This is a genomic window from Bacteroides sp. MSK.20.12 (assembly GCF_019052435.1).
GTDB lineage: Bacteria > Bacteroidota > Bacteroidia > Bacteroidales > Bacteroidaceae > Bacteroides > Bacteroides xylanisolvens.
The window spans coordinates 160,847-181,671 of the sequence record NZ_JAHQVH010000005.1 but is presented as its reverse complement, the minus strand read 5'-3'; the positions used below and the strand labels follow the sequence as shown (position 1 = coordinate 181,671).

General features: G+C 42.0%; 16 protein-coding genes and 1 tRNA gene. 2 read left to right on the top strand and 15 right to left on the bottom strand.

Annotation, left to right across the window (positions count from 1 at the left end):
• Nucleotides 1-17: 17 nt before the first annotated feature.
• From KTR06_RS04775 to KTR06_RS04730, 10 genes are all read right to left on the bottom strand, one after another.
• Nucleotides 18-293 carry a hypothetical protein gene (locus tag KTR06_RS04775; protein WP_073212623.1) on the bottom strand — a complete coding sequence of 92 codons (276 nt, stop codon included), beginning with the start codon at nucleotides 291-293 and terminating at the stop codon, nucleotides 18-20.
• 5 nt (nucleotides 294-298) lie between these two features.
• On the bottom strand, nucleotides 299-592 hold the full coding sequence (locus tag KTR06_RS04770) for a DUF4120 family protein (RefSeq protein WP_004326290.1): 294 nt from the start codon (nucleotides 590-592) through the stop codon (nucleotides 299-301).
• Nucleotides 593-625: 33 nt separating this feature from the next.
• Complete coding sequence (locus KTR06_RS04765; RefSeq protein WP_004326289.1) at nucleotides 626-1,603, bottom strand: hypothetical protein; 978 nt, start codon at nucleotides 1,601-1,603, stop codon at nucleotides 626-628.
• 18 nt (nucleotides 1,604-1,621) lie between these two features.
• Nucleotides 1,622-1,966, bottom strand: a complete 345-nt coding sequence (locus KTR06_RS04760; protein WP_004326288.1) for a hypothetical protein — start codon at nucleotides 1,964-1,966, stop codon at nucleotides 1,622-1,624.
• 15 nt (nucleotides 1,967-1,981) lie between these two features.
• The gene (locus KTR06_RS04755; protein WP_004326287.1) at nucleotides 1,982-2,137 is read right to left on the bottom strand and encodes a hypothetical protein; all 156 of its coding nucleotides are present in this window, start codon (nucleotides 2,135-2,137) and stop codon (nucleotides 1,982-1,984) included.
• Between the two features lie 15 nt (nucleotides 2,138-2,152).
• Nucleotides 2,153-2,770 carry a DUF4313 domain-containing protein gene (locus KTR06_RS04750; protein WP_004326286.1) on the bottom strand — a complete coding sequence of 206 codons (618 nt, stop codon included), beginning with the start codon at nucleotides 2,768-2,770 and terminating at the stop codon, nucleotides 2,153-2,155.
• Between the two features lie 57 nt (nucleotides 2,771-2,827).
• Nucleotides 2,828-3,706 carry a hypothetical protein gene (locus tag KTR06_RS04745; RefSeq protein ID WP_004326285.1) on the bottom strand — a complete coding sequence of 293 codons (879 nt, stop codon included), beginning with the start codon at nucleotides 3,704-3,706 and terminating at the stop codon, nucleotides 2,828-2,830.
• Nucleotides 3,707-3,709: 3 nt separating this feature from the next.
• Nucleotides 3,710-4,879, bottom strand: a complete 1,170-nt coding sequence (locus tag KTR06_RS04740) for a hypothetical protein (RefSeq protein ID WP_004326284.1) — start codon at nucleotides 4,877-4,879, stop codon at nucleotides 3,710-3,712.
• A gap of 225 nt (nucleotides 4,880-5,104) precedes the next feature.
• Nucleotides 5,105-6,325, bottom strand: coding sequence for a site-specific integrase (locus KTR06_RS04735; protein WP_004326283.1), 1,221 nt, complete (start codon nucleotides 6,323-6,325; stop codon nucleotides 5,105-5,107).
• 243 nt (nucleotides 6,326-6,568) lie between these two features.
• Nucleotides 6,569-6,641, bottom strand: a tRNA-Lys gene (locus KTR06_RS04730).
• Between the two features lie 121 nt (nucleotides 6,642-6,762).
• On the opposite strand from KTR06_RS04730, the gene ettA reads away from it, so the two are divergent.
• Complete coding sequence (gene ettA, locus KTR06_RS04725) at nucleotides 6,763-8,454, top strand: energy-dependent translational throttle protein EttA (protein WP_004311592.1); 1,692 nt, start codon at nucleotides 6,763-6,765, stop codon at nucleotides 8,452-8,454.
• A 216-nt stretch (nucleotides 8,455-8,670) separates the two neighbouring features.
• Nucleotides 8,671-12,024 carry a TonB-dependent receptor domain-containing protein gene (locus KTR06_RS04720; protein WP_217290013.1) on the top strand — a complete coding sequence of 1,118 codons (3,354 nt, stop codon included), beginning with the start codon at nucleotides 8,671-8,673 and terminating at the stop codon, nucleotides 12,022-12,024.
• A gap of 230 nt (nucleotides 12,025-12,254) precedes the next feature.
• Here the strand turns inward: KTR06_RS04720 and KTR06_RS04715 are convergent, their stop codons facing one another.
• The 5 genes from KTR06_RS04715 to KTR06_RS04695 form a co-directional block, all read right to left on the bottom strand.
• The gene (locus tag KTR06_RS04715; protein WP_217290012.1) at nucleotides 12,255-13,355 is read right to left on the bottom strand and encodes an endonuclease/exonuclease/phosphatase family protein; all 1,101 of its coding nucleotides are present in this window, start codon (nucleotides 13,353-13,355) and stop codon (nucleotides 12,255-12,257) included.
• A 45-nt stretch (nucleotides 13,356-13,400) separates the two neighbouring features.
• Nucleotides 13,401-16,058 (bottom strand): ATP-binding protein, encoded by a 2,658-nt coding sequence (locus KTR06_RS04710; protein ID WP_217290011.1) that lies wholly within the window; start codon nucleotides 16,056-16,058, stop codon nucleotides 13,401-13,403.
• 70 nt (nucleotides 16,059-16,128) lie between these two features.
• Entirely contained in the window at nucleotides 16,129-17,343 is a 1,215-nt protein-coding gene (locus tag KTR06_RS04705; RefSeq protein WP_004311596.1) for a glycosyltransferase family 2 protein, read from the bottom strand.
• Between the two features lie 49 nt (nucleotides 17,344-17,392).
• On the bottom strand, nucleotides 17,393-19,885 hold the full coding sequence (locus tag KTR06_RS24685; RefSeq protein ID WP_004311597.1) for an acyltransferase family protein: 2,493 nt from the start codon (nucleotides 19,883-19,885) through the stop codon (nucleotides 17,393-17,395).
• Between the two features lie 6 nt (nucleotides 19,886-19,891).
• Nucleotides 19,892-20,746: a glycosyltransferase family A protein gene (locus tag KTR06_RS04695; protein ID WP_004311598.1), complete on the bottom strand. Its 855-nt coding sequence runs from the start codon at nucleotides 20,744-20,746 to the stop codon at nucleotides 19,892-19,894.
• Between the last annotated feature and the right edge of the window lie 79 nt (nucleotides 20,747-20,825).

Below are 20,825 nucleotides of genomic sequence, written 5' to 3'. Positions count from 1 at the left end.
ACTTCTGATATTTATTGTTATACATTGTCTGCCTGTAAGGTACAGGCATTCTTATTTCTTGTTGTCCCTGTTGTCTGTTTGCCCGCATCCCTGCAAGGCTTGGCGGAAAAAAATACCGGAGCGAAGCGAGGATGATTTTTTTCCAGACAACCAGCCCGGCAGGGCCGCCTTGCGGGAGTTGCGCGGCAAACAGCTATTTTTGCAGCAAGAAATGAGGATGCTGTCATCATGTCTGCGGCATAAAAAAAGGGAACCCCATATTGCATGAGGCTCCCCAATACAGACTGTCGCATATATGTCAGGTATGTATGCTCCATCCGTGGAAACGTTCCATGGTGACGGCAAAGGACTCGTCCGGATTTCCATGATACAGCAGTCCTCCGACAATGCCTGTATTCCCGTCCGGATAACGTTCGCAGAATCCGAACGAATAAGGCGCATGGTCGTAATAGAGTTCGATTTCGCATGGACGGTTCTCATTCTTCTCCCATTGTTTTAGACGTTCAAGACAGTTTTCCAGTGTCTTGTCATTGATTGATTTTGCATACTGTACGACCTTGTCGTAATGCTCTTGTGAACAGCAGATTTTCATATCGTTTGAATTTATTGGTTGGTAAATGTTTTTTCAGTCAATCCAGAAAGTACCGCAATGAGGGCATCTGCATCCGGCAGGATATTCATTCGAATACCGCACGTCACGATGGCGTTTGTAGTTCATGTCACCGAAGGTGCATTTCCCGCTTCGGAATGTCTGCTCGTAAGCGGCTTCCTGTTTCTTGTATTCAGCCATCCGGCTTTTTCGGACAGATCCGGTAAAAGGTATCATGCCCGTTTCCCATTTTGTGGAATCACACCAGTCATTGGTCATTCCGCAGACTTCATTGGCATAGGAATAGTGTACCTGTGAATCGACAAACAGATTCTCCCTTCGGAAAGGGAAGGTGATGTCCAGCGGAATCCGTACATGATGTCCGGAACCGTTCCGGCTGTCGGCAATGGCCACCATTACATTCCCGTGGAAACGGATGCTTTTGAAATCGTTCTCAGGGTCTTTGCTGATGAGCCTGTCAAACATGGCGTTGAAGTAGATGCGCAGTTCTCCGCCGTATGTGGCATTCTCTACCAGTTCTTCAATCTTCTCGTCAAACTGCCCCTTTTTCAGATGCAGTGCGCGACGTACCTTATGGCAGGCCATGGCGACTGATTCTCCCCGCAGTGAACAACCGGTCCGATATCCGCTGATTTCCACTCCGAGCGAATAGAAGAAATTAGTGACGGACGAGTTGCGTATCAGGTCCTTTACCGGGTCGGAATCGTTCCGGTCGTAGATAAGTTCCCTGATTTCATCTTCATACTTTTCAAACTCTCCGGCAAGATTGTCCGCTTCCATATTCTTTCTTGTCTCCTCCAGATAGTCGTGCATGTTTGAGCTTTCCTGTTCCTCATACCATTCGTATGCCTTTTCATAGAGTTTTTCCATATTGTTGGAACGGATGCATTCCTCCTGGATGTCTTCATGCTCATCAAGGTCATCCCGGTAGTCCACGTAGTAGAGGCTTACATACTGTGGAATATAGTCTGTAAGTTGTAATGTCTGGTTCATGATTCCTGATTTTAAGAGTTATACAAACGAAAAAGCCCTGCTTGTCGTGTAGGGCCTGATTCTTGTGGAACTGAAACCTTTGGAATGTCTGTTTGTATGGTATCTCCATGTCTCAAGCAGATAATCCTTGGTTCCCTTGATACTTCCGTGTACCATACATCCTTTTTCATCATACAGGTAGCAGGTGTTAAGGAGAACCGGTATGCCGTCATGCACCTTGTACATGTGCAGCTCAATATCATTCTTTATGGCGGCAGACTTTTCCTTTTCCACTTTTCTGTGTATGGCTTTTCTGACCTCGCCGATATGGGGTGAGGTATAGCCGATTATTTCCGAATGGAATGCAAACTGATATTTTTCCATAACACTTTATCCGTATTAAAATTCTGATATAAGTTCATCTTCATATACCTCCAGTTCAAGACCGCTCTCGACAATCCTGACCAGCCAGCGGCATTCCAGTCTTTCCATAAGTTCGACGGCACGGTATCCCTTATAGGGACGTCTCAGAAATACAATGTCTCCGGTTTTCATATTTGTTCCTCCTTTTTATTGTGCGTAGATTGTTTCTATCAGTTCTGCATCCGTAAGATAGCGCAGTTCCTGTGTGGAGCAGAACAGGCAGATGCCATCCAGCAGTTCATTTGCCGCAGCATCCAGGTTCCGTACTCCTTCGATCAGAGATTCTTCCAGTTCCTTGCTTGAAACAAGATATATTCCGTGAATGTCTTGAACAGTTCTCAAAGGGAAATGTCTTTCCTGATAGATGATGTCCTTTATCATGTCATCCTGTGGTGGCAGTTTGGCGCTGATTGTCTTGAACTGTTCGGGTGCGAGTTCCTTCAACCTGTCAGGATTGAAGCGGAACATTCTGAATCCCTGATATTCAAATCCGGCAGGTTCTGCTATTCTGTTACTGGTCAGAAAATCATGCATATGTCTGTTGCAGTCCCGGTTGTCCACATAGGCATGGAACGGGGGAAGGGAATTGAGGTTGACGGTGATGTCCGTGTAGGATTCCCAGCATTCCGGATTATTTTTAGACCGGGATTCAAGTCCTACATACAGATTATCATTGTCGATATAACTGTTCAGGACGAGTCTGACCTCAATGCGCTCAGCCGGATCTGTGGCTGTTTTCCAGTATAGAGTGTTCGATTTGTTCATACTTGTATTGTTTTTATGAGGGAATACGGCAGTCATTTTACCGCATTCCCCCGAATGTTATAATTTGATATTTGTTATATCCTGTGCGGACTCCTTTTTCACGGTCCTCAATCTTTTTAGGAGATACAGGAAATATTCACGGTCATAGATCCGGAAAAGAAATTCCTCTGATGTCTCCTTGATGTGTCCGATGAAAGTTACGGATTCCCTGTCGGGAGGATATTGAAAGAAATGTTTGTCGGAAACAAGGGTGAGCTTATTTCTGGATACATGGTCTATCAGTTCGTCCGGAGTTTCGTAATGTCCTTTTCCTTTATAGAACTGATAATGGTTCCGGCGAAGGTTTTTCAGGGTATTCGCCATGTCCGTCCTTGCTTGTCTGGAATCTGATTGGATGACAAGGTTGCAGATGAATACGGGCTGTTTTCCGTCCAGTGAAAAATAATAGGGAATGAGTCTGGTTCCGCTGATCGTTTTGCTTGTTTCCTCTTTTGAGATCACGGCTTTCCGGTTGATGATTTCCATGTGACGGTCTATCTGACTGTCCAGTTCGGATTGCGGAGTAAGTACGGAGCGTAGGCCCTTGAAATATCTTCCTTGACGGGTAAAGCAGAAAGAGTACATATTTCCGTAATACGGTTCTCCCACAAAGAACGAGTTTTGTCTCATGCGCAAGGGTGGCAGTACATCCAGCAGGTCATAGTAGTCTTCTTCAGTGATTTCCTTGAACGGTTCGGACAGGGACTGATTGTATAACCGCAGCTTCTTGTCTATATCAGAAGGTGTCACTGCTTTCAGATAGGGATTGTTTTCCCGTATGCGCAGTTCTTCGATTGTTTCCTCACCATAGTCATTATGGAATCCGTCACTCATACTTGTCAGGCATGTTCCGTCGAAGTATCGGGAATCGATTACATATTTCAATCGGTCTTTCATGTCTTATAGGTTTTGAAGGTTCAACACTCTTTTGACTGCATATACGGCATTCTGTGTAAGTTGCCGTTGCCATGCCTGGTATCTCGGCGACCATTTGAAACCGTATGATTTCAGCTCCTTGCGCCTCTGGTCATCCGGAATACTGTCAAACAGGATTTGCAGGCGGTCTGCCTCATAGTTCCATACCAGCGTTCCGCCTTCAAATTTCAGTTCACGGTTTTCCCGTTCTCTGATTTCTTGAAGTTTCAGTCTGGCCTGGCGTGCCATTTCCGGCAGTTGGAAGAAACGGTTCCGCGGAGTGATAACCGGTTTTTTGCATTGCGCATTGAAGTCTGTAATGAAGTCCACCGCTTTCTGTACGATTTCCACTTCTCCTTTTCCTGCATAGGTGCTTACCTTATTAAGGATACTGCTGACAAACAAGGCACGGCTGTATCCTCTTGCTTTACCGGTATCAATATCATGAATGGTCTGTGCGCTGCTTGCAATGTCACGCTTCAGACGGTTCCATGCCTCTTCCTGCTTCTGTTCTTCCGGTTTGGCAGCCTCTTTCATCCTTTCCATGGCAGCCTTGAAGCGGTTACGCCAGTCATGAAATTCATCAAATCTGTTCTGGTATGCGTCCAAGGCCTTGTTGTTGCGCTGACAGTTGAATTTGGCAGGCCCTGTCACCATCGGACTGGCACATCGTGAGAGACTGCCCAGCAAGGCAGAGAACTTGCTATGGTATGCACTGACATACTCGTTCTGCTTTTCTTCCGGAATCAGTTTCAGATCCTCTACAAGTTGTTTTTCATATTGCATGATGTCTGTTTCCGCCCTTGCTTCAGGTTCGAAGGAACTCCATCTGTATGCGTTGTATGCAGCATCAAGCAGGTCTTCCAGATAGCCGGGATACAGGAATTCCACAGCTTCCCATTTTTCAAATTCATTTGGATGCAGTTCTGTTTCCCCGTCTGCCGTTTCGATGGTGTGTACGTAGGAGCCCATTCCCGTACAGCGTTTACGGAAATGAAAAAGGACGGCTTCGTCATCCGTCCCTTGTTCTCTGATTTTCTTCACTCGGTAAGCATTCTTTCTTGTCAACGTGATAACCGTCTGTTTTCCGGTCTTGTCCTTCATGAGGTCTGCTACTGTACCTTCACATACCTTCTTTCCAACTTCTTCAGTCATATTCTTTTATTTAAATTAGACATGACCGGCTCCGTGGAGCCAGTATTTCAATTTCTTACTGGCCCGGCTGTTCTTTGCCAATGACCGGTGCAAGGCTTGGCGGAAAAAAATACCGGAGCGAAGCGAGGATGATTTTTTTCCAGCCAACCAGCCCGACAGGGCCGCCTTGCACAGTCAGTGGCAAAGGGCGATATTTGCTGTAAGAAATGAAATAATGGTTGAAAATTATATTGCGAACTTGTTTTGCAGTACTTTCATTTCATTGGCAATGGTAGAATTCATTATTTTGGCATAAATACGAGTTGTACGAATGTCCGTATGTCCTAACATTTTGGCAATGGATTCCAAGGAAACCTTATTTGCAATAGCCAGTGATGCAAATGTATGTCTTGCAATATGTGTGGAAAGATTCTTCTGAATACCACATACATCAGCTATTTCTTTCAAATAACTGTTCATTCGTTGGTTGCTGGGAACAGGAAGTAATAATCCTTTTTCATTGCAGATTGGATTTGATTGATATTTCTCTAAAATAAGTCTTGGTATATCCAACAATGGAATGTCGCACATATTATCGGTCTTTTCCCTTGCTTTTCTTATCCACCATTCACCATTATCAGCCTGTACAAGGTGTTCCTTTTTCAGATTCTTTACGTCTGTGAAAGCCAAACCGGTAAAGCAACAGAAGATGAATATGTCCCTTACGGTTTGTAATCGTTGAATATCAAAATCTTTATTGATGATTTTGCGAAGTTCCATTTCGTTTAAGAATTCACGGTTACACTTGGTCTGTTTGAAGTGTATTTCTGCAAACGGATCATCAGTTATCCACTTCTTTATCAATGCAGTTTTGATGATTTTCTTTAAATTCTTCAGATATTTCACTGTTGCATTTTGCGCACAGTTTTTCTGTATTTTAATGAAATGTTCGAATTTGGTTATAAATTCATAGTTGATTGATTTTAATGGAATATCAGCCAGTTTATACTGTTCACTGATAAACTCCTTCAAATATCTTGCTGTACGTTCGTATCGAAGTACAGTACCTTCGGCATATTCCTTATTCATTAATTCCCGATATTCCGAATTGTGTTCCTGGAATACTTCAAGCAGCATTTTGGGAGTAGAGTGTTCTCCATAATAGATATTTTTTATAATATCTGCTGTAATAGGTTTACCGTCCTGCTCAAGTTCACGGTGAATTTGAAGGATTTTAGTTCTTATCGTATCAAGATAGTGGTTTATTTCTTGATACTTCTTTTCCCTGCCAATCGCGCATTCTTTTTGCGTATTCCATTTTGTAACATCTATACTTCGCTTGATTTGTACCTCTGCACGTTTTCCGTTTATTGTGATACGCATACAGATTGGTGCTTCTCCATTTTTTAGCAGCTTTGATTTCTTCAGGAAAAACAATACCGTAAAATAGTTTCTTTGCATTGCCATACTCTTCTTTTTTTGATGGTGTAAAAATACATGTTTTGAAAAGAGTTTGTTTTATGCAAAACGCAGAGAATCAGTGAAATATAATCCAATCAGGTGGACTTGTTTTTATGTGGAAATTAAGTCCACCTATTTCACCTCCAGTAAGATGCGGTATTCTGCTTCAATTTGCGGTATGGATAAAAAGAAAAACCGCTGATAATGATTGATTATCAGCGGTTTTCATTGTTTTGCTTTTTGTTTGAGTGATCCGCCTGGGGCTCGAACCCAGGACCCCAACATTAAAAGTGTTGTGCTCTACCTGCTGAGCTAGCGAATCAATCCTTCAGTGCTTTCTTTCGAATGCGGGTGCAAAGGTAGAACATTTTTTTATAACTCCAAAAGAATTCAAACATTTTTCTTATCTTTGTGCCATTATCAACAATATATAATCATACATTATGGCTGCTGACGATAAAAAAATTATCTTCTCAATGGTAGGAGTGAGCAAAGCATTCACTCCTAATAAGAATGTGCTGAAAGACATTTACCTGTCGTTTTTCTATGGAGCGAAAATCGGTATTATCGGTTTGAACGGTTCTGGTAAATCAACGTTATTGAAGATCATCGCCGGTTTGGAGAAATCCTTTCAGGGAGAAGTCGTGTTTTCTCCGGGATATTCCGTGGGGTATTTGGCACAGGAACCTTATTTAGACAACACAAAGACAGTAAAAGAAGTAGTGATGGAAGGTGTGCAACCCATTGTTGACGCACTGACAGAATACGAAGAAATCAATCAGAAATTCGGTTTGCCGGAGTATTATGAGGATCAGGATAAGATGGATGCTCTTTTTGCTCGCCAGGGTGAATTGCAAGATATCATTGATGCAACTGATGCATGGAATCTGGATAGCAAGTTGGAGCGTGCGATGGATGCTCTCCGTTGTCCGCCTGAAGATCAGCCGGTAGAAAATCTCTCCGGAGGTGAACGTCGCCGGGTAGCTCTTTGCCGTTTGTTGCTGCAGAAACCGGATGTGCTTTTGCTGGACGAACCTACCAACCACTTGGATGCAGAGTCTATCGACTGGTTGGAACAACATCTACAACAATATGAAGGTACGGTTATTGCTGTGACGCACGACCGTTACTTCCTCGATCACGTTGCCGGATGGATTCTTGAACTGGATCGTGGTGAAGGTATCCCCTGGAAAGGTAACTACTCTTCCTGGTTGGAACAGAAGACCAAACGTATGGAAATGGAAGAAAAGACCGCCAGCAAACGTCGTAAAACACTGGAACGTGAGTTGGAATGGGTACGCATGGCTCCGAAAGCCCGTCAGGCGAAAGGTAAGGCACGTCTTAACTCTTATGACAAATTGCTGAATGAGGACGTGAAGGAGAAAGAAGAGAAACTTGAAATCTTTATTCCGAATGGTCCCCGTCTGGGTAATAAGGTCATTGAAGCCAAACATGTGGCTAAAGCATACGGTGATAAATTGTTGTTTGACGATTTGAACTTTATGCTTCCTCCTAATGGTATTGTCGGTGTGATTGGTCCTAATGGTGCGGGAAAGACGACATTGTTCCGCCTGATTATGGGATTGGAAACAGTGGATAAAGGAGAATTTGAAGTAGGAGAGACTGTAAAGGTGGCGTATGTAGACCAGCAACACAGAGATATTGATCCGAATAAGAGCGTATATCAGGTAATTTCCGGTGGTAATGAGTTGATCCGCATGGGTGGACGTGACGTGAATGCGCGTGCATACCTTTCCCGTTTCAATTTCTCCGGAGGCGATCAGGAAAAACTCTGCGGTGTATTGTCCGGTGGTGAAAGAAACCGTTTACACTTGGCGATGGCTTTGAAAGAAGAAGGTAATGTACTGTTGCTCGATGAGCCTACCAATGATATCGACGTAAACACTCTGCGTGCTTTGGAAGAAGGTTTGGAAGATTTCGCCGGCTGTGCAGTAGTTATCTCGCACGACCGTTGGTTCCTCGACCGTATCTGTACACATATCCTTGCTTTTGAAGGAGACTCCAATGTATTCTACTTCGAAGGTTCATATTCAGAATATGAAGAAAACAAAATGAAACGTTTGGGAAATGAAGAACCAAAACGCGTTCGTTATAGAAAGTTAATGACTGACTAGTATAAAGTAATAGATTGAAGCATTTATAATGCTTTCTGTTTCAAAATAAAAGGCTCTGCAAATATTGTAGAGCCTTTATCGTTTTATAACAAGGGAAAACGTTTATCTCTCTTAAAAAATTGTAGTATAATCGTAATGTAGTTCTAAATATTATTAATTATATTTGTGCACAGTTTTTAAAAGCAAACAATTTATATTAACTAATCAACTACATTTATGTTAAAGAGAATGCGATCTTTTTTAGTGCTAGTAATGTTATTTATTACCGTCACGATGAGCGCGCAGGTTACTACAGCCACGATGAGTGGTAAAGTGACCGCACAGGATGAACCAATCATTGGAGCAACAATCGTTGCGGTTCATGAACCATCAGGTACTCGTTATGGTACTGTGACTAACGTTAGCGGTCAATTTAATCTGCAAGGTATGCGTACCGGCGGCCCTTACAAAGTAGAAATTTCTTATGTTGGTTATCAAACAGCAATTTACAAGGGAATTAATCTGTTGTTGGGAGAGAATTATGTTTTAAATGTTTCTTTAAAAGAGAGTTCTGAACTGTTGGACGAAGTAGTAGTGACTGCTTCTAAAGAGAGTAATATGAAGTCTGATAGAGCTGGTGCTATTATGAATGCTAATCGTGATATGATTAGTAACACTCCAACTATTTCTCGTAGCATTAGCGATATTATGCGTCTTTCTCCGCAAGGTGCTGATGTTGGTAACGGTTTTGCAGTAGGTGGTGGTAACTATCGTCAGTCATTTGTAACAGTTGATGGTGCTGCTTTTAATAATACATTCGGGTTGGGAGGTAATCTTCCAGCTAACGGATCTCCAATTTCTTTGGATGCTTTGGAACAAGTTACAGTTGCTGTAACTCCATTTGATGTGCGCCAGAGTGGTTTTACAGGAGGTGCAATTAATGCGGTAACTCGTTCGGGAGATAATCAATTCCGTGGAACGGTTTATGGTTATTTTAATAATGAGAACCTGCGTGGTGATAAGGTTGAGGATTATAAACTGACTCGTTCTAAATCACAGTATTATACTTATGGTGCAAGTTTTGGTGGTCCTATAATTAAAGATAAGTTGTTCTTTTTTGTGAATGGAGAATATGAGGACAATGTAACAGCTGGTTCAAGTTATCAACCACGTACATCTTTAGATCAAGAATATACGGGAAATGTACGTCGTCCTGTTGAAAATACAATTGTTGACGGAAATGAGACTTGGGTTGGCTTGAATGATATGAGACAATATTTGAAAGAGAAATATAACTATGATCCAGGACGTTATAATAACTATTCTGTAAATACTCCGGCATATCGTATTATGGCTCGTTTGGATTGGAATGCAAATCTGAATAATAAGTTAAGTCTCCGTTTTACAAAGACTCATACAAAAGATTCAAATTTCCCATCAAGCTCTACTAGTCCTTTGAGTGCTGATGATATTTATCCAGGTGATACAGGATTGGGTATTCCAAAAGGAAAGGACTCTGGACGTAGTACTAAATATTCTATGAGTTTTGAGAACTCAAACTATTATCAAGTGCGTGATTTTACATCTGTAGCTGGTGAATGGAACTCTCGTTTCGCTAATGGAGCTATGAATAATATGTTACGTTTTGCATATTCTTATCAGAATGAGCCGCGTGAATATGATGGTAATCCATTCCCGACCGTTGATATATTAAAAGATGGTGCATCATATGCAGGTTTTGGTATGGATGTATTTACACAAGGTAATTTACGTAAAACTTCAGTATATACAGTAACGGATGAGTTTAATTGGAATGTTGGGATAAATAAGTTTATGGCTGGTTTCCAGTATGAACATACTAAGGCTACAAATGGCTATATGCAAGCTGGTGGAGGTTACTATGTTTATAGCTCATGGGATGATTTTGTAAATGGTAAGAAACCTGCTGCTTTTGGTATAACTCACTCTAATGCTGCGGATTTATCACAGTTTTATGCAGAAATGAAATTTCAACAATTCTCTCTATATTTGCAGGATGAAATAGCATTGTCTGAAAATCTTAAGGTTACAGGTGGACTTCGCTTTGAATTACCAATTTATCCCTCATTGAAGAATAACTATAATGAAGACTTTGCAAAATTGGATTTTGGAGGAACTCGTTATTCTACTGATCAGTTACCTGATGCTAAGCTTTCTGTATCGCCTCGTGTTGGTTTTAACTGGGATTTGACAGGCGAACGTAAATATGTGCTTCGTGGTGGTACAGGATTATTCGTGGGACGTTTGCCGTTCGTATGGTTAGTATCTGCTGTCGGAAACTCAAATGTTGGGCAAACGCAATATTTTTATAATAAGGTGGATGCTAACACAGGCAAACAACCCGATTTCCATACAAATGTAAATGATATTTTGAAAGATCTTTATGATGGGAAATTTACTCCGAATGAAGTTGTTGCTCCACAATCTCCAACTATTATTGATACAAATTTGAAGATGCCATCCACTTGGAAAACATCTTTAGCATTTGATATGAAATTGCCTGGTGATATTGATTTTACAGTTGAGGGTATTTATAGTCGCGATTATAATCCTGTAGTTGTTTCCAATACAGGTTACAAACCATCTGAAACGACAGTAACTCTAGCTCCGGGAGATGTACGTAATACATATACAATGTATAGTGATGCAACTTGGAGAAATAAATATCAAAATGTATATTTGTTAGAGAATTGGAAAAAGGGTGCATACTATTATTCTATTTCTGCACAATTACGTAAGAATTTTGATTTTGGTCTTGATGTATCATTTGCTTATACTCACTCAAAGGCACGGTCTTACAGTGATGGTATTGGTGATCAGGTAACGTCTGCTTATAAGACTAATACTTATTCTGTTAATGGTATTAATGAACATGAATTGGGATATGGTACTTATGTAGCACCAGATAGAGTATTAGCGACAATCGGATATCGCAAAGAATACGGAAAACATTTTGCAACAAGTGTATCACTATTGTATGAAGGTATGCAAATGGGTTTTGCTGGTAGTTATTCATACAGTCGTTATTCATATACTTTTGGTGGAAATGTGGTTGGTGATTATGGAGCAAACAATCTGTTGTATGTTCCTGCAACACGTGAAGAATTAGACAGCTGGAACTTTGTAGATTCAAAAGATAAATCAGGTAATGTTACTTATGCAGCTAAAGATCAAAAAGATGATTTTTGGAATTACATTAACCAAGATAGTTATTTGAAAAGTCGCAAGGGTAAATATACAGAGAGAGGTGGAGCTAAAATGCCGTGGCATCATCAGATTGATTTTAAATTGAATCAGGACTTCTTCTTGAATGTTAATGGAAAGAAGAATATTCTACAAGTAGGTGTGGATATAAAGAATCTTCCTAACTTGCTTAATAATGATTGGGGGGTATATAAACAAGTAAATAATACTTCTTTGCTTAATTATAAGAATGGAGAGTTCACAATGAATAAGAATGGAAACAATGTGTTGACCGATACATATCGGACATATCAAAGTTTTAGATCTACTTATTCGGTACAATTTAGTGTACGTTACATTTTTAACTAATCGAGAATTAATCTTATAATATTAGAAAGCCGGACGACTTTGAGTTATCCGGCTTTTTTGTGTATAAAAATGGAATTGTATATAATTGGGATTTACAAATTGGTCATTATGAATATAGAGAGATAAATAAAAATAGAAGTAATCCCATGTTTAGGTTAAATAATGATTGTAAGGACCATAATAAGCGATTTACTACTTATATTATAATATGATTATTTTTTATATGTAGTTTACAACTTTACCCTCATCACCACCGGATTATGATCGCTATAATTAAGATCCGGCGAGAAGTAATCCGTGCTATTCAGTTCCGGTGAATGGAGAATGTAGTCGATTCTCAACAAATGCTTGAAGTACTTGAAAGTATACATATACCCATGCCCGCTCCTCTGAAAACCATCCTGCAACTTATCACCTTTTATAGTATGATAAACATACGAAGACGGCAGAGAGTTAAAGTCACCGCAGACTAGAGTAGGATAGGGGGAGGCGGCTATCAGTTGCTTGAGAAGATCAGCTTGTACGGCCCGTTTCCGGAAATTCTCATGTAAGCCGTCGATAAGTCCCAGGGCAGCATGTTCCACTCTTTGGGAATCATCCGTACGAAGTCCCTTTTCCAGTTTGCGCTTGTTCTGGCTTACTTCCGTTGTTTGGAGATGATTGTTGAACAGGCGGATAGTGCGACCATTGATTTCAATATCACATGCAAGACTGCAATTTTTCGAATCAGGATAGATGATAAGATGCTCCTCCTTGATAGGATAACGGCTGAAAACAGCCAGTTGCAACAGATTCTTCCCTTCGGGCGAAGAAGGAATATAGTGATACGGCCAATTAGAAAGAGCTGCGGATATACTATCGATGCCAAACTCATCGTTAATACCAAATTCTTGAAAACAGAGAATATCTGCTTGCAGATTTCTCATGTAAGAAGCAATCTCCTTGCATGAGTAGCCGGTATGTTCGTGGTTAAAGGCATCGACGTTGTAAGTAGCAACCGTCAACACTCCCGGAGTATATACATTCATTTTAACCATCGGTGACGAAGCCGGACTGAAAAAAGGCGATTGTAATACACAGCTCATATACCCCCAATTGCTGAATATAGCAATCAGAGGGATGAAAACCCAGCACCGCCAACGAATCGTCCAGTAGATAGCAGAAGCAAGATTAGCCAATAAAAGTATCGGTAGTATCAAACCGATGAAAGGCATAAATTTGAAACTATCCGGTGTGGCATTGCCTACGAAAGCACCCGCAATGGTAACTCCTGCCAAAATACTGGTCAGCACGATGGATATGTAATAAAACAGTCTGTAAAAGGCTTTCATTTAATCTAAATTATTTGCTGGTTATATCATGAGGGATTAAGCTCTCTACGAAGGAAGCAACCATTTATGAATCATTGCTTTCAACTTATCATCCGCTATTGGTTTAGCTATAAAATCATTGCATCCCGCTTCTTCAGCCGCTTTCCGGTCCTGTTCGTATGCAAAGGCACTTTGAGCAATAATAGGAACAGTGGCAGACAGTTCACGGATGATTTTTGTAGCTTCCAGTCCGTCCAGATTCGGCATCTTGATATCCATCAAGATAAGATCCGGTTTCACCTCATCGAACATCGTGACAGCTTCCATTCCGTCATGCGCACGTATAAGCCGGTGATCTTTACCTAAAATAGCCTCCAATAAGTCGAAGTTGCTGTCTGTATCTTCGGCAACCAAAATACAGGCATGCCGTGTATTTGCAGAACTGTCAACACTCGAATCTGCAGTTTTTCCGGCAGATGCTATTCCAGCAATGTTCCCTTCACCATTCTCTTTCTTTGAAGAATCCACATTTGCAGGATTTGCAATCGTGTATGGTAAAGTAAATGTAAACGTCGTCCCCTTGCCAAATTCGGAGTTGACGGAAATCTTTCCACCGAGCCGTTCAACAATAGACTTACAGATAGATAACCCCAACCCTGTGCCCTGCGCATGATTGTTCAGTTTTGCAAAACGCTCGAACACACGTCCCACTTTCTCCGGTTCAATTCCTGTTCCGGTATCCGTTACGTGGAATACAATCTGATTGTCCACCAGTTTGTAACCATAACTGATACTTCCTTCCTTCGTAAACTTGACAGCATTTCCAATCAGATTTGAAATCACCTGGAATACCCGGTTCTTGTCCGTTTCAATCATCAGACTTTCGTCCGAGGATTCATAGACAAGGCTTACTCCTTGCGGAGTACGGAATATATGAGCATCGTGCACTTCCCGGCAGAGATTATGGAGACTAGCCGGTCCGAAGGAAAACTCGATGGTTCCCGATTCAATCTTCGAGAGGTCGAGAATCTCGTTGATAAGTTGCAGGAGACGTTCGTTGTTCGCGTTTACGATGTTATAATACGTCTTCCGTTCTTCCGCATCATCGCTTTCGGCAATGAGATGCGAGAAACCTACGATAGCATTCAGCGGCGTACGTATTTCATGACTCATATTGGCGAGGAAGGCCGACTTCAGGCTATCAGACATTTCCGCTTTCTCTTTCGACGATTGAAGTTCCCGTTTTATTATTTCCAGCTCCGTGATGTCCCATTCGATGCTGACGATGATAGGCGAAGATAATTCGTCACCGTCCACCCGGATTTTCCGTTTGTCGAGGATAATCATGTTTCCGTTTCTGTCCTTTCCTTCAGCAGTCCAGTGCAGACCTTTTCCGGTGGTAGCCACCTGGATATCTTCTTGTCTCTTCTTTTCGGCTACGATAGGCGGGTAGAAATCGAAGTCATTCTTGCCGACAGGGTCGTTCTTATAAAGATCGCGGTTGTAGGCCTCCCGATTCCGGTAAATGTATCGGAAGTCGTTGTTGATTTCCTTCACTACAATCCCGGCAGGGAGATTGTTGATGGTTGTATCCATGATTTGGTTGAGCCGTTTGATTTGGGCTTCGTACCGAATCCTCTCGGAAATATCATGGGCAAACGACCAGTAACTTTCTTCTCCGGAATCATTGGTCACGTTGTACATCGTACCTTCATAAGCCAATATTCCTTTATTGATTTTAGATGGGTGATGGGCCACAAAGTTACTGCTGCCACCGTGTATGACATCTTTGCAACGTTCGTTCCAAGCCTCTTGTGTAGGCATATCTGCGGCGACATTGTAAATCTTTAATTGACTGATGTCTTCGTTTTCTGAAATACCATGATTGTACAGGAAACGACGGTTGGCAAAGATAATCGTGCCATCGGGCTTGGCGGCAAAGATACTTTCTTTGGCGTTGTTGATGGCATGAGTCAGTGTATTGATGTCATTTCTACGATGCTGTATGTCTGTGATGTTCTGGATATAGCCTTCGATGTTGAAACTACCGTCGGAGCGCTGTTCACGCAGATAAGTCTGGATACGCATATAGAAGATTTCTCCGTTCAGGCGGACACGGTAGCTGATGCTTTCCATGTTGAGTTCTTTTTCGTTCACCCGACACCATTCCATAAAACTCTGACGGTCTTCTTCTACAATCAGTTCCACATATTTCTCAATGGCAAGGTTTTGCACATTTTCCTCGCACAAAACACCGGTATATCCAAGATAATGAAAAATATTCTGTTTCGTATTGTACGTCCATTGTCCTATCTGGGCTACCTTTTGGATAGCCCGCAGGGTGAGATTTGCCTGTTCCAACTGTCTTTTTACGTTGCTTCTTTGCGTGATGTCGCGATATTGGCAAAGCACCATACCGTCATAAGGGAACATGAGGCATTTGAAGTAAAAAGTTTCGCCTTTCAGCACCAACTTGAAGTTCTTGCTGATGCTTCTTTGTTCTTCGAGTACAATCTGGAAGATGGGCATCACCCTCTCTCTCGTATATTCTGGTAAAAGCTCAAATATATTTTTTCCTAAAAGTATATCCTCTTGCAGAAACCATAGATCACAATGAGGCTCAATGTCTACGCAGACTCCGTGCCTGTCAACCAATAGCATTGTATCTGCCGTCAGTTTCAATATTCTTTGTGCGTTATTCGCATCATGTAATATTCTGTTCATGTCTGTTTTTTATTAGATGATAGAGACTAATGTCTTATAGTAAGGATAACAAAAGATAATAGCATTTGTTTTACTTTTCAGCGCGTTTCGCCTTTTCCCAGGCTCCGCTTCCTTTTTTCTTTTTCAGATAACGGATGCCTTTCAGCACATTGACATTCATAAATAAGAAATAGTAGGGGATAAAAAGCAACTTGTTTTTTATCTGTTTGGTGGATAGATAATATCCCCAATATCCCAATCCGTAAAAAAGAACCTGCATGGCAAGCAGCACTCCGTAGAATATCGCGGAACCGCCCAACAGCAGAATTGCAATATTCAGCGGGAAGAGAGCAAACAACAGGAACGGAGTAATAGACCATCGCAATACCCGGTGAGATGTATATTGAAAGCTAAGTATCCCGTAGCGGAAAGGATTCAGTAACGGACGAAGTCGCCAGATGGACTGCAATCCTCCGGCAGCGATGCGCACTTTCCGCTTTTCTTCTTCGCGCATATCTGCCGAACCGCTTTCGATGGCGTAAGCATTGGTGCAATAAGCAATGGTATAACCTTTCATGGTGATCCGGAGCGAAAGAATAAAATCATCGAGCAACGTATCCGGTTCCATTGCTTCGAATAGTTCACGACGCACGGCAAATAGTTCGCCTGCTGCTCCTACAGCAGAGTAGAGGCGGGCGTCAAGTGCTTTCAGTGTTGATTCGTATTTCCAGTAAATACCTTCCCCACCGGCAGCGGCTCCGTCTTTGGTCTGTACGGCGATCCGTTTTTCGCCGGCCACGCAGCCCACTTTCGGGTCTTGGAAAGCAAGTACGATTTCCCGTATTGCCTCCCGGTTTACCATGGTGTTGGCATCCGTAAAGACGACGAGCGGAGTGTCCACCAGCGTCATTCCACGTGTCATTGCGGCTGTCTTACCCTGTCGTAGGGGTTGGAAGTGTACGGTCGCTTTTCCCTGCCAACGGGTTTGCAGTCGTTCGTTTGTACTGTCGTCGCTTCCGTCTGTCACCCATACGATATGCAGTTTGTCCGCAGGGTAGTCCAGTTCAAGACTGTTCTCCATCTTTTCGTCTACAACATCTTCTTCGTTGAATGCTGTAATGAAGAGAGTCACTTCCGGCAAACCAGCGTCCGATGCCGGCAACGAACGCTTCACAGGTTTCACGAAAAGTTCTTTCAACTTGACGAGAACGTAAAGCACAATTCCGTAGCCCAGATAGGTGTAGAACACAATGAATAGGGCAAGCCAGAAAATAATTTCAAGGCAGAGGGTAATGGTTTCGTTCATGGTTAATATATATTTATTACTTTTTCTGTGTCTGATTTTTATAAACCGTTCACTTGATTCGCTTTTTTAATTCCTCCTTTTTATCCGAGTCTTTTAGCATATTTACAAAATAGAGGGCATCCGCTTTAACAGAAGCATCTGCTGTATTTGCTTCATACCGTTTCACGAAGTTTTCGGCATGTTCTGTCAGATACTTCCTGCAATCGATATTGAGCATAATCCCATTTTCATAGTTACTATAAGACAGTCCTGTAACACTGCTTCCGGCCTCAAGGGAGGTAATATCTTCTTTCTTTATACCAGATAGGTTGACTGTGAGAGAAGGATAATAAAAGTCTTCCTCACTGGGCAGATGAACGGTCAGTTTCAGTTTATGTTCATCTATCTTTGTCACTGCTGCTGTGCCGTGTGTACGATAGAAATTGTATTCATAATATTCTTCCTGGTTGGGTATCCACACGTTGTCCGCTCCCTTTTTTCCATAGTTATTGTTAATCCAGAGCAACAGATCCGCCCAAGAAGCATCTGTGCCATGAACACCGACATTGATAGCCATTCGTTCTTCCGGTGATAATTGTAGCTGTTTGTCGATTTCTTTTTTCAGATCCTCAATGGAATAGAACCCTCTGTTTAGTACCACCTTTTTTAAATCGTTTTCCGTTTTTGCCGGACATAGTGTTTCACCGTCGTTGGAAGTCATGGTCTGTATAGAAGAATGGACTTGTCCAGCGGTGATATATTCAGCAATTCCGCTTGGTTTAGCCAGCATTTTACATCCTCTGCCAGACAATTTCTCTTTGATGATATTCAAGGCAATGTCGTAATGTTTAAGTAGGTTATCGACAGTGATTTCTTCATTATCTATATTCACATCATGTATGGAGATGCCTGTTCCATAGTTCAGCATCTCTTTGACATCTCCCCATGTCAGCCCTGATTTCATGAAGAAGCGATAATATTCTTGCGTCTGTCCTTTGTAGATTTGTGTTTTGGCGTCCATCCATTCCCATTCCGGTGAGAGGGTGGTGGTAAATGAGAACCTGACTTCGTTTCCGGCTCCGTCCGTACTTCCCAATGTTTCACCAAGATAATAAATATCGGGTGGAAGGTCATCATATTGCAGGTGGCCGAGTTGATAATAATAACCGCTAGTCAAAGGTTTGCCATTGATGGCAGCCCACGTCCATGAGAAGGCGGCTTGTTTGCAGTCGTCTTGGGTAAGCATTAGGAGCCACGACTTATTGTATTTTAGTGCGGGAATAACCGTTTTTATGGTATTTTCTTCGGGCAAAGTGTTGCGGGTGTTGATTGTAATTTCCGCAGTATAGTTTTGGCTTTCATCCCCGAAAGGGTAGAAGAAGTCTGTGTCTACGATGATGTCTTTCCTTTGGGGAGAATTGTTGTTTCCTGAATTATCTTCTTTTTCATCGTCTTTGTCTCCTTGATATAAATTGATTTTTTTGATACAGGATACGTTAATAAGGCAGATTGCTAATAGCATGATGACTGTTTTTGTTTTTCCTAAAAACAATAAGCTGCTGAAGCGTGTCATTTCCAACAGTCTGATTATTCCCACGCAGAGAAGAATCAATAGAATGGAGATAGCTGGCGTTATAATAAAGTTGAACATGAAGAACCCGGTGTCCAACAGGTTGAACCGACTCAATACGTTGCCTTCAATCAAGATATGTATGGTATAGATGCCAAGTGTATATGTGCCCACTTTTTCGATTGCACGGAAATGCGGACGATAGATACGTTGCAGTAGCAAGAAGATAAACAGGCTTCCTGCGAAACCGATCAAATAGCGATAACAGATGATCGGCAATTTTTCCCATGGCGGATAACAAACGAACTTTCCTCCCAGATAATCGTACATACTCATTCCGGTGATGTAGATATAATCTTCTTTCTGATAGAAAGGGAGGAGTACAGCGAAAACGAGGAGTGAAGCGACCAGTAGTTTTCCCCGGTGTTTCATGATTACATCGATATATTTGTGCATAAAATACCCCATCCAAAAGAATGGATACATAAACTTGTCGAGGTGCAGACGTCCGTTGTCCGGCAATGCGAGGAAACACAGAAGCGAGATGACGAAAGCGGCTGTATCTTTTTTGAATATTTTCATGCTGACGATGGCAAGTGTGAAACAGATGAAAACGGAGCGTAAGAACCAGAAACGGGTGAATGTCTCTATAAAAAGAGATTTCAACGTTCCGGTTGGAGACGGGATCATTCCTTCATAGAGCATATATCCGATGTTGATTGCGACCAACACTAATGACCAGCCGAAACAAGGAATTATTAACTGTTTGAATCTTCGGGTTACATTCGGTATGAGTGGCTTTCCGATGGATTTACTGAAAAAGAAACCGCTGACCAACATGAATATGGGCATGTGGAAAGAACAGATAAATTCATGTACCGGATTGGTCCAGAAGTCGTTGCCGTCTCCCATATTTTGGATAGAATGTCCCCAGACTACAATAAAAATGCAGATACCTTTGATGAAGTCAATATATTCTATTCGTTTTCCCATACTTGTTTATTTGTTCTTTATCAGATTGCTGTCTTCGTCTTTATATTCTTTCTTTTTAGTAAATATTCCCCCCAGTCCTTTCAGACCTTTGGCAACGCGCACTTTAAAGCTGTTGAACAGGCTTCCGTCAGCTCCCACCGTTCCATATCCTGTTACGGCGCGTGCTTTGCGGTTGCGGATAAAGGCTATTTTGCCGAATTGCTTGAGTTGCAGAGCAAGATAACCGTCTTCACCTCGGATGATATCGGTGCGTATGCCGGTTTTCCGTGCATACTCTGTGCGATAGGCAAGAACCAATCCACGCACACTAAGTTCGGGACGTTTGAATGATTGCATCCACAAGTGCAAATCGCGGGCAGCTTCGTAGATTTTCAGTCCCCATCGCGAGTGTTTCTCATCCGGAATGTAGCTCCATAAAGAGCAGACGGCCACAATGCCCGGGCGTTCGAGGGTGTTTACCATCATTTCTACGTATTTCGGAGGGTACATAGTGTCGGAGTCAATATTGATATGATATTTACCTCGGGCATGGTTCAGTCCGCAAAGGCGGGCGAATCCGCAACTATGTTGGGTTTCTGTATAATAAGGTACACCGCATTGCCGGAATATCTCCGCCGTGCTGTCTTTCGATTCGTTGTCTACCCCGATAATTTCTACAGGATATTTGCATTCCATCTCGCTCAAAGACCACAGGCAGGCAAGCAGATGTTTCTCTTCGTTGTAGCCGATAATTGAAACGGTGACAAGCGGTTCATCACTTTGCAGCTTTGCAATATTCTGCCGCACTTCTTCAATGGCAGATGCGGGTGCTTCTGCAAACGGTTTTTCATAAACTTGTAAATACTTACTATACCAAATCATCTTTATAAAGGATTAAATTAAGTATTAAGTATCAAGTATTAGCCATGTGGGATAAATGTACTAGCAGCCACGCTTAATA

Excerpts from the sequence above, each read along its gene's own strand:
- KTR06_RS04775 (WP_073212623.1), bottom strand. The coding sequence starts at position 293 with ATGCGACAGTCTGTATTGGGGAGCCTCATGCAATATGGGGTTCCCTTT.
- KTR06_RS04770 (WP_004326290.1), bottom strand. The coding sequence starts at position 592 with ATGAAAATCTGCTGTTCACAAGAGCATTACGACAAGGTCGTACAGTAT.
- KTR06_RS04765 (WP_004326289.1), bottom strand. The coding sequence starts at position 1,603 with ATGAACCAGACATTACAACTTACAGACTATATTCCACAGTATGTAAGC.
- KTR06_RS04760 (WP_004326288.1), bottom strand. The coding sequence starts at position 1,966 with ATGGAAAAATATCAGTTTGCATTCCATTCGGAAATAATCGGCTATACC.
- KTR06_RS04755 (WP_004326287.1), bottom strand. The coding sequence starts at position 2,137 with ATGAAAACCGGAGACATTGTATTTCTGAGACGTCCCTATAAGGGATAC.
- KTR06_RS04750 (WP_004326286.1), bottom strand. The coding sequence starts at position 2,770 with ATGAACAAATCGAACACTCTATACTGGAAAACAGCCACAGATCCGGCT.
- KTR06_RS04745 (WP_004326285.1), bottom strand. The coding sequence starts at position 3,706 with ATGAAAGACCGATTGAAATATGTAATCGATTCCCGATACTTCGACGGA.
- KTR06_RS04740 (WP_004326284.1), bottom strand. The coding sequence starts at position 4,879 with ATGACTGAAGAAGTTGGAAAGAAGGTATGTGAAGGTACAGTAGCAGAC.
- KTR06_RS04735 (WP_004326283.1), bottom strand. The coding sequence starts at position 6,325 with ATGGCAATGCAAAGAAACTATTTTACGGTATTGTTTTTCCTGAAGAAA.
- ettA (WP_004311592.1), top strand. The coding sequence starts at position 6,763 with ATGGCTGCTGACGATAAAAAAATTATCTTCTCAATGGTAGGAGTGAGC.
- KTR06_RS04720 (WP_217290013.1), top strand. The coding sequence starts at position 8,671 with ATGTTAAAGAGAATGCGATCTTTTTTAGTGCTAGTAATGTTATTTATT.
- KTR06_RS04715 (WP_217290012.1), bottom strand. The coding sequence starts at position 13,355 with ATGAAAGCCTTTTACAGACTGTTTTATTACATATCCATCGTGCTGACC.
- KTR06_RS04710 (WP_217290011.1), bottom strand. The coding sequence starts at position 16,058 with ATGAACAGAATATTACATGATGCGAATAACGCACAAAGAATATTGAAA.
- KTR06_RS04705 (WP_004311596.1), bottom strand. The coding sequence starts at position 17,343 with ATGAACGAAACCATTACCCTCTGCCTTGAAATTATTTTCTGGCTTGCC.
- KTR06_RS24685 (WP_004311597.1), bottom strand. The coding sequence starts at position 19,885 with ATGGGAAAACGAATAGAATATATTGACTTCATCAAAGGTATCTGCATT.
- KTR06_RS04695 (WP_004311598.1), bottom strand. The coding sequence starts at position 20,746 with ATGATTTGGTATAGTAAGTATTTACAAGTTTATGAAAAACCGTTTGCA.